This is a genomic window from Streptomyces azureus, from assembly GCF_001270025.1.
Taxonomy (GTDB): domain Bacteria; phylum Actinomycetota; class Actinomycetes; order Streptomycetales; family Streptomycetaceae; genus Streptomyces; species Streptomyces azureus.
Window position 1 is genome coordinate 1 of sequence record NZ_DF968310.1, and the last position, 7,923, is coordinate 7,923.

The following is a 7,923-nucleotide window of genomic DNA, read 5'->3' on the forward strand; positions in this document are numbered from 1 at the left end:
TGCGCTGGGAAAGGCGGGCCGACATCCACGAGGCGCTCCGCAAACTCGCCTGCTACCTCATCACCCACTGGCAACTCAGCTCATTCTGTTAGCCGTTGTGAGGCCGGTGGTAGGCCCATTCGTCGAGCAGGGTGTGGTGGAAGCGTTCGGCCTAGCCGTTGTCTGCGGCCGCCAGGGGCGGGTGTAGCGGGGGCTGATGCCCGGGTCGCGGCAGGTGTCGCGCCAGGTGTTCTTGGTGTAGGCCCAGGCGTTGTCGGTCAGGACGTGTTCGACCGTGAGCCCTGTGCGGCGAACCAGGCGGTGGCCCGTCGCACGAAGCCGGCGCAGGTGGCGGCCTTCTCGTCGGGCAGGTCCTCGGTGTAGGCCAGGCGGGAGTGGTCGTCCAGCGCGGTGTGCAGGTAGGCGTATCCGGTGCCGTGGCGGCGGTCCTGGTTGGCCCGGCCGCCTACGCGGCCGAGGACCTTGTGGCCGCCGCCGTCGGGGACGCGGCCGAGCTTCTTGACATCGATGTGGATCAGTTCGCCTGGACGGGCGCGTTCGTAGCGGCGGATGGGTTCGCCGGTGGCCCGGTCGGTGGCGGCCTGGACGGGCAGGCCGTGACGGTGCAGGATGCAGTGAGCGGTGGAGGCGGTGATGCCGCATCGGGCGGCCAGCCGCACCGGCCCGATGCGGTGCTCGCGCCGCAGCCGCACGACCCGCTCCTCGACGGCGGCAGGGGTGCGGCGGGGCTGGTGGTGCGGGCGGCTGGAGCGGTCGTGCAGGCCCGCTGTCCCGAGGCGCTGGTAGCGGTCGGCCCGGCGGGCGGCGGTGGTGTGACTGACCTGGAAGCGTTCCGCGGCACGCCGTAGCGGCCAGCCGTCCTCGACGACACACCGGGCCAGACGCAGCCTGCCGGTCGGCGTCAGCGGGGCGTTGGTGGGACAGCGAGGGTCTCCTGGGTGCCGGTTGCAGATCTCGCAATCCACACCGAACCCAGAGGCACTCACCCCATTCAAGGACCGCTCAAGGCGTGTCGGCTGTCACCAACGTCCCGGGACAGCCCACCTTGTTTTGAGCGTGTTGACCGACGCCCAGTGGGCCAGGATGAGCCCCTGTTGCCTGACCGGACTCCTCGCAGAGGAGGAAGATGGCGTGATTACCGGCAAGTGATCGACGCAACCGTCTGGAAGTACCGCACCGGATCTCCGTGAATGGACCTGCCTGCGGAGTTCGGCTCGTCGAAGGGTGCCTACAGCCGTCTGCGAAACTGGCCGATCGACGGGACCTGGCAGCGAGTGTTTACCGCCCTGCTGGCCCAGGCGGACGCGGATGAGAACCTGAGCTGGGTGGTGTCCGTCGATTCCACAGTTGTTCGAGCACATCAGCTTGCGGCCGGAGCCCGCAAGGGGGGCTGGCCGACGAGCCCACGGACCATGTCATCGGCCGCTCTCGAGGCGGCCTGACTACGAAGATTCATCTCGCCGCCGACGGCAACTGCCGCAACTGGCCTTCGCCTCGAACAATGGCGAGGCATTGCCACCCACTACGACAAGACTGCCACCATCTACCTGGCCGGACTCCACGTCGCAGCCATCCTCATCTGGTCAGCACGATGATCCAAGAGAAATGACCTAGCCGTCACGCAGAGCGCTATCGCCTTCCACCGGTACGGCGTCGGCACGCTGGGGGACTGGGAAGTGGAAGTCGCCCACCCCGTGCCGCGCCACCAGAGCCTCGTGGCCGATGCCCTGGTCCACCTGCCCTACAGCAACCTGCCGCACGTGTTCGTAGAGGTGGACCGCGCGTCAATGACGTTCGGCAAGCTCACCGCCAAGCTGACCGCATACGACGAGTACCGCACCAACGTGTGGAAGAGCACCGGCAAGCAGGAGTGGCTGGCCGCGCCCTGTACGACCCGCGCCTCGGCGAACCCCGCACACCCGGCCCCGACGTCAGCTGCCGCTTCTACTACTCCGGCGACACGCCCTGACGCCCGCTGGCACGGCTGCCTACGGCCTGCTGGCCTTATTTCACGAGTCGTGTGTACACGGGTTTGGGAGGCACCCGGCTCCACGGTCGCGTGATGTCCACGAGTTTTGAAGACAGCGGGGAGCTTGCCAGGCCCGCGCCGCGGGCACTACGTGCCTCCGGGGAACGGATTGCCGTGACCAGGAAGGTGCCCTCCCGGTGGCACATACCGCGGCCGACCGTTCTGGTCGGTCACCAATGTGAACCCGGCAGCTTGCAGGAGGGCGGCGTACTTTGCTCTGAAGCGTCGGTTGACGACGAGTCCGACTGGCACGAGGGCTATCAGCCCGGCCCAGACGATGCCAGCAAGGACAACGGCAGTAGTACCCGCGCTGAGCGTGAAACCGAGGAGCACTGCCAACGGAACGGTGCCGACACCGGCGAGCACCATCCGCTGCTTGTCGCTGTATCTGGCGGTGATGTCGAACGTGATGCGGGCCTTGAGGAGCTCGATCGCTTCGGGCACGACGGGAGGTAGCGCGACCCCGTCGCTCGCGTTCGGGTACTGCGCCCAGTTCTGCGCGGCCCGCGCGCGGGCCTGCGGGCGAGGATCGGGCACGATCAACATCACGTACCCGTTGCCCTGTGGCCCTCCACCCTGCCATATGTCCGCGTACTCGTACCCGAACTGCTCGGCGATGAAGGCGAGCCGGGCGAGTTTCTTCATCGACGCCATGGCGGGGGCGACCTCAACAGGCTCCCCGCTCGCCATCTGCCGCAGCATCTTCTGCACATGCCGCTTACTCACCGGTGCCCCCCCGTCACTCACACAGCCTTGGCAGCGCTGACAGTGCCGTTATATCTCCCCAACATCCACAAGCTTGCCGATCATCGACTGCCGCCGCAACCAGTGAACAAACGCTGCTGCTGAACGTGGACGAAGCCACTGCGCGGCCGGTTCTGCGGCCACGACCACGACGCCCCCAACCCGGGCCCACTGCCGTGGCAGACATACGCCGCGCTGATAGGCGGGCCGTTGGACGGGCTGCTGTTGGACATCGCAGGCTGGCGGCCGGAGGAAGTCGACGAGGGTGCGGCCCTGTCCACCGAGCTCGGGCAGTTCCCTGGTGGTCGGTCGCTGTACGACCCGCGCCCTGGCGAACCGCGCAAGCCTGGCCCCGGTGTGAGCTGCCGCTTCTACTACTCCGGCGACACGCCCTGACCACAGCCCCGACCATCAGCCCGACCAGGGCAGGTCAGCGCGCTGCTCACCCGCCACCACCGGCTTGCCTCTGCCTGCCCTCGGTCAGCTGGCTGGCGGTGTTGTCGATCCACAGCAGCGTCTACTCGGCTCCGGCCTGCCATTCGGGCTCCGCGCCGGCATACCGGCCTTCAGCGTCGGCGCGTCCAGGCGCAGGCGGACACGACCAGGTTCGTCGTTCTGCACCGATGGGCGGAGATCCTGGAGCGGCACTTCCCGCCGGAGCTCCCCGCCCCCGACTAGACACCCGGCAGGCCGACCACGGCCCGGTGCCCCGACCACGGGCCCGACCAGGGCAGGTCAGCGTGCTTGTGTTCGCAGATCGGCCGATCGCCCGGCGTTCTTCGAGGACGCCGCCCGGGCGGTCGCCTTCCCCGGCGTCTTCCGCACCGCGGCCTTCTTCGCCGGTGTGGTCGGCGCCTCCTGCCGGTCTGCGCCGCCCGTCTCGCCGCGCCCCGCCCGGGTCTTGTCAACCGACTCCTACAGCGCGGCCATCAGGTCCACCAGTTGACCCGGCGGCTCCGGGGCATGCGGAAGTTGGCGGTCTTCCCGCTTGGCCTCGATCACCTCGTGCAGCGCCTCGCTGTAGCGGTCGGTGAACTCGGGACCCGTGGGGTCGTCGCGGGTCATGGCCTCGATGAGGCCACGGCTTCGTCGACCTCGTCTTCGTCCAGCTGGACCGGCGGGGGCACCCCGCAGGATGCCACCCCAGCTTGATCGTTCAGTTCTGCTGAAGACTCCCAGCCGGGCCTCAACCTCGATCTCCTCTTGCCCGACCACGAGCAGCACGCGGGACACACGTTCACCCTGCCTTGCTACATCGCTTCCGGCGAGCCAGGCCCCACCAGCCCGGCTAGACGAGCCGGGCTGCCGTGGCACTGTCAGGGAGAGCGCGTTGGTCTCCCGTCGGCTGAAGTCCTCTCGTCTTCCGCTGTCGGGCGGGGGAAGAGGAGATTCTCGAGCGCGTCCATGGCAAAGAGGAAAGCCATCATCAGGGCAGGCACGAGCAGGGCGAGCAGGACCACAGGACCTCCCGGGGGTGGTCGGCCTGTGCAGCCGATGGTGCCGCTTCAACAGGATGGGGCCGAATGGCCTAGGGCGCATGTCATGCGTGCGCAGCGCGGGCGCTGGCGGCGCAGTCCGGGCGGGACGGTCTGCTGACGCATGAGCGGCCGGGAGGCGTCGCTACCAGCCCCCGTGTGCTGGGGTGGCGCGGTGGTCCCTGTACCTCCGCAGGCGGTGTCGCGATCACCCATCAGGGAACCACCTGAGCGAGGGTGTGCTGAGGCCAAGGTGCCCAAGGCCGAAGCGGCCAAGCCCAGCCTCGCCGTATCGAGATCACAGGCGGAGAGTGACGCCCGGCTGGCGAGAGGTCCTGGAGCCTGGCGGAGGGTTTTGCTCCAGGACCTGCTCATCATGCCCGTGCAGCCTGGGTGAGGGTCACGCTCCAGCTGCCTGCTCATGATGCCCCCAGTGTGCGGCCTGCCGAGCGAGGGGCTGCCTGCACCACCCGCCGACCGCAGTACGCTCACCCGCTTGGTTCACTGGACGGTGCGTGTTCGATGACCTTTGCGGCGCTGCCGGTGGCGCCAAGGCCAGCGCCGTGGGGAGGGCGGCGTGGGCTGAAAGGGTGATGGCGGCGGTTGTGCTGTGTCGGAAAACCCTCGTCACGCGTTGATGCGGGTGTGAATCATCGCGTGGACGACGCGGTGCCCCATGCGGCACCGCCTGGGCATATTGGCTCCCGGCCCGAGCGGGATGCCCTGGGCGCGGGCGTCAGGTGTGACGGCGGGTGGGGCCGGGTCGTGATGGTCACCTACGCAGCGGTGCTTGTTGCCGCTGTTGTGGTGCTTGCCGTTGCGGACCGGCTCGCTTGAGAGATGCGCAGATGGGTGGCCTGGGCGAGACGGACGGCCCGGGCTTGACCGCGGCGGCAGCCGGGTTCGATGCGGGTGTGTGCTTGCGTGAGCAGCTGGCCGAGGCGATCGCCTCCCTGCGCTGGCAGACAGCGGTGATGCTGTCGCATGCCCCCGGCCGGACCACCGGGCCAGAGGGCGAGTCATCACCTGGCTCTCAGTCCAGGGGATCGAAACCTGGCAGCTGATCGGTCACTGAACGGGGTGGGGGCGGGCGGTTCGCGGTCCTCGGTTTGCCGGGCGTGGGTCGGCTCCAGATCCACGTCGGTGTGGGTCTGGGACCGTGCCGCGCATTTTGAGGCCGCGGCCAGTGCGGTTTTCAGTGGCGGAGGGGCCGTTCTCGTCTCATGGCCTCGGCCAGTTGTCGACGGGCGACAGACAGTGCTGTGTCCAGCTGGCGGGTGCCGGTGATCACACACAGTGTGTAGGTGGCGTCCTCGAGCTGGCGGGCGGTCTCAGCCCTGTTGTCGGCGGCCAGGCGGTGTCTGAGTGTTTCGCATCGTTCGACCAGCTCCCGCAGGAGCGAAGGGTGCGCCGTGATCATGGCTGGCTCCCTTCCGGCGTAGCTCGTGTGGACCAGCCCTTTCACCCATACGGTCGCAGCCGCCGGCGCCTGACGCACGTCGAGGCCCGTGCCGGGCCGCCGACGGCGTCGGCCGCGGGTCTAGGAGTCGCCGGGGGCGGAGTCGGCGATGTGTCCGAAGCCGCGCAGGAGCGGCGTCAGCTCCTGCCCGGCTGCGCACAGGGTGCACAGTCGGGTCCCCGGGTTCTCCGCGACGTTTCAACGCGTCGCTCCACATCGAGCTCGCCACGAAGCTGGTGAACGAGCTGGTCGAGGCTGCCGACGAGAAGCAGCTGAACAAGACCCTCGCCCGCTACGGCCGTGTCGATCTTTTGTGCATCGATGAGCTCGGATACATGGAACCGGCCCGGCACGACGCCGAGTTGCTGTTCCAGGTCGTGACCGAGCACGAGGAGAAGAACAGCGTCACCATCGCTTCCAAGGAGTCGTTTGGAGGTGGACGAAGACGTTCACCGACCCCCGTCTCTGCGCGGCCATCGGCGACCGCCTCACCTTCAACGGCACCATCATCGAAACCGGCACCGACTCCTACCGACTTGCCGGGACTCGGGCACGTGCTGAACATGCCGAGGCGGGCTGAAGGCGAGGCGTCCCAGCCGCTCAGGCCGAAAGGGCATTTGCTCCGCCGTTCTGATAACACCAGGTAAGCAATGTCACCTGGCGGCCCTTGGCCTCGCGCGTGATGGGCTCGTCGTCGGTGAGCCGGAAGCCAGTTGCGCGAGCGACAGCCACGCTCGGGGAGTTCCCCGTTTCAATGCGCAGCAGCACGCGCCTTGCGTCCAGCTGGCGACAGGCGTAGTCAGCCATCAATTTGACAGCTCGTGAGGCCAGGCCCTGCCGCCGATGTCGGCTGCCGATGCCATACGCGAGCTCAAGTCCCGCGCGTCGAGCTCGCTGCGAAAGAGGAGGACTTCACCGCGCGGCTGCTCACCGTCGGTAGTGATCGCCAATTGCGCCTTCTTGCGTCCTTCCTCGCGGCCTTCGCGAGCCTTGGTCAGGTACTCACGCGCCGCTCTGGAGTCGAACGGAGAGGGCACCGGAGTCCATCGGTCGATCTCGGGATCGTCATAGATCTCAACCAGCGCGGACAGGTCGGACTCAGCCCACTCTCTCAGCAGTATCCCGTCTCCTGATAACCGAATGCTTGGCGGCAGAATGATCTCACGTTGGCTGGACATGTGCCCGATCTTGCCCTGCAAGGGAGTCGAACTCCAGAGCCAGAAAGCTCCCTGGCCCGGTTTGACCGTCTCCGCCTCAGCTGCGTCAGACCGCGCACGGGCACGCTGGCCACCGACAAACGACACCGTCCGTGCCGTCAGAACGCGTGAACAACACGGGATCGACGATCACCTAACCGCTGTCCAAACTCGTCAACAAAAGCTGTCACCAGAAGTGAACGAAGCCAACCAGGTCACCACCTGGCGCGCAGCACGCCGTCACTGTCAGGTAGAGCAACGTGGAACAGTGGGTGGCGTTCGTCGACGGCCAGGGGCAGGGAGCGGGCCGCCCTCGCGCCCACCACCCAAGTGGTGAGCTGTTGGTGGTTGGTCTCGTCGACGGTCACGTGGCGGATCGTTCCGTTCGACGCCTCCCAGACGAAGTCCACGGATTCGTCCTCGGGCAGCGCGGCAAGGACCGCATCGACATCAGGGGTGAGGTCGGGCCAGACGGTCAGGAGCGCGCGTGGGCCGAGCACGGCGCGGACGGTATCGAGGTTGTTCTCGGTGAGGCGGTGCCAGCGAGTGGCGTTGCGGACGTAGGTCTCCTCCAGGAGGAGCGTCTCCGGTGCGGCCAGTTCTGCGCGTACTCGTTCCCAGAACTCCTCGTCCGCAGCCTGTGTCACCTCTGGTTCCTCAAGGTCTGCGGCGTAGGGCGAGGCCGTGATCGGTTCCGCGAACAGGCCGAGCTCGCGGGTCCGGGCGACGGCTGCTTCGCAGGGCTGGTCGCTGCCGACGTACAGGTACTGATCCCACCCGACGTGCACAGTGAACGTGTCCTGCTGCTCCAGCCGACACCAGGCGCCCTGGTCGCGGAGCATGGCCCGGACCAGCTCCAGCGCGACCGGCACTGAGACCTCGGCACCGTCGTAGTAGCCGGTGAGGTCGGGCGGGAACAGCCCAGCGAGTCCGTGTCCGTCAACCGGCGCCTCTAGCTTGATCTTTAACCTCGGGCCTCGAACGGCTCGTCGTACTTGATCACTCGTGTCGGTAACTGCC

7 protein-coding genes and 5 pseudogenes are annotated in these 7,923 nt (G+C 67.7%); 5 read left to right on the top strand and 7 right to left on the bottom strand.

Annotated elements, in window-relative coordinates; translation table 11 throughout:
• Positions 1-92, top strand: a pseudogene (locus AOQ53_RS45250) (IS5/IS1182 family transposase); the annotation flags it as partial.
• A gap of 5 nt (positions 93-97) precedes the next feature.
• On the opposite strand, the pseudogene AOQ53_RS21935 reads toward AOQ53_RS45250, so the two are convergent.
• A pseudogene (locus tag AOQ53_RS21935) lies at positions 98-953 on the bottom strand (IS481 family transposase); the annotation flags it as partial.
• A gap of 130 nt (positions 954-1,083) precedes the next feature.
• Between AOQ53_RS21935 and AOQ53_RS46430 the strand changes: the two are divergent.
• Both AOQ53_RS46430 and AOQ53_RS46440 read left to right on the top strand, forming a co-directional pair.
• Positions 1,084-1,480 (top strand): annotated as a pseudogene (locus AOQ53_RS46430) (transposase); the annotation flags it as partial.
• A 142-nt stretch (positions 1,481-1,622) separates the two neighbouring features.
• Positions 1,623-2,063, top strand: a pseudogene (locus AOQ53_RS46440) (replication-relaxation family protein); the annotation flags it as partial.
• Positions 2,064-2,116: 53 nt separating this feature from the next.
• Here the strand turns inward: AOQ53_RS46440 and AOQ53_RS21940 are convergent.
• Positions 2,117-2,740: a hypothetical protein gene (locus tag AOQ53_RS21940; RefSeq protein ID WP_059419763.1), complete on the bottom strand. Its 624-nt coding sequence runs from the start codon at positions 2,738-2,740 to the stop codon at positions 2,117-2,119.
• A 153-nt stretch (positions 2,741-2,893) separates the two neighbouring features.
• On the opposite strand from AOQ53_RS21940, the gene AOQ53_RS21945 reads away from it, so the two are divergent.
• Positions 2,894-3,169: a hypothetical protein gene (locus AOQ53_RS21945; protein ID WP_059419764.1), complete on the top strand. Its 276-nt coding sequence runs from the start codon at positions 2,894-2,896 to the stop codon at positions 3,167-3,169.
• 519 nt (positions 3,170-3,688) lie between these two features.
• On the opposite strand, the gene AOQ53_RS44780 is transcribed toward AOQ53_RS21945, so the two are convergent.
• Both AOQ53_RS44780 and AOQ53_RS21950 read right to left on the bottom strand, forming a co-directional pair.
• Positions 3,689-3,838, bottom strand: coding sequence for a hypothetical protein (locus AOQ53_RS44780; RefSeq protein WP_167745749.1), 150 nt, complete (start codon positions 3,836-3,838; stop codon positions 3,689-3,691).
• 1,605 nt (positions 3,839-5,443) lie between these two features.
• On the bottom strand, positions 5,444-5,668 hold the full coding sequence (locus AOQ53_RS21950; RefSeq protein WP_059419765.1) for a DUF5133 domain-containing protein: 225 nt from the start codon (positions 5,666-5,668) through the stop codon (positions 5,444-5,446).
• A 260-nt stretch (positions 5,669-5,928) separates the two neighbouring features.
• Between AOQ53_RS21950 and AOQ53_RS41430 the strand changes: the two are divergent.
• Positions 5,929-6,287 (top strand): annotated as a pseudogene (locus AOQ53_RS41430) (ATP-binding protein); the annotation flags it as partial.
• A 20-nt stretch (positions 6,288-6,307) separates the two neighbouring features.
• On the opposite strand, the gene AOQ53_RS47740 reads toward AOQ53_RS41430, so the two are convergent.
• From AOQ53_RS47740 to AOQ53_RS21960, 3 genes are all read right to left on the bottom strand, one after another.
• Entirely contained in the window at positions 6,308-6,565 is a 258-nt protein-coding gene (locus AOQ53_RS47740; protein ID WP_330219362.1) for a GNAT family N-acetyltransferase, read from the bottom strand.
• Positions 6,514-6,885, bottom strand: coding sequence for a GNAT family N-acetyltransferase (locus AOQ53_RS47745; protein ID WP_330219361.1), 372 nt, complete (start codon positions 6,883-6,885; stop codon positions 6,514-6,516). Before AOQ53_RS47745 ends, AOQ53_RS47740 begins: the two co-directional genes overlap by 52 nt.
• Positions 6,886-7,118: 233 nt before the next feature.
• The coding region (locus AOQ53_RS21960) for an RNA-binding protein (protein ID WP_236711750.1) at positions 7,119-7,923 on the bottom strand (805 nt) is incomplete at its 5' end.

Coding starts and splice junctions, on each gene's coding strand:
- AOQ53_RS44780 (WP_167745749.1), bottom strand. CDS start 3,838: ATGACCCGCGACGACCCCACGGGTCCCGAGTTCACCGACCGCTACAGC.
- AOQ53_RS21950 (WP_059419765.1), bottom strand. CDS start 5,668: ATGATCACGGCGCACCCTTCGCTCCTGCGGGAGCTGGTCGAACGATGC.
- AOQ53_RS47745 (WP_330219361.1), bottom strand. CDS start 6,885: ATGTCCAGCCAACGTGAGATCATTCTGCCGCCAAGCATTCGGTTATCA.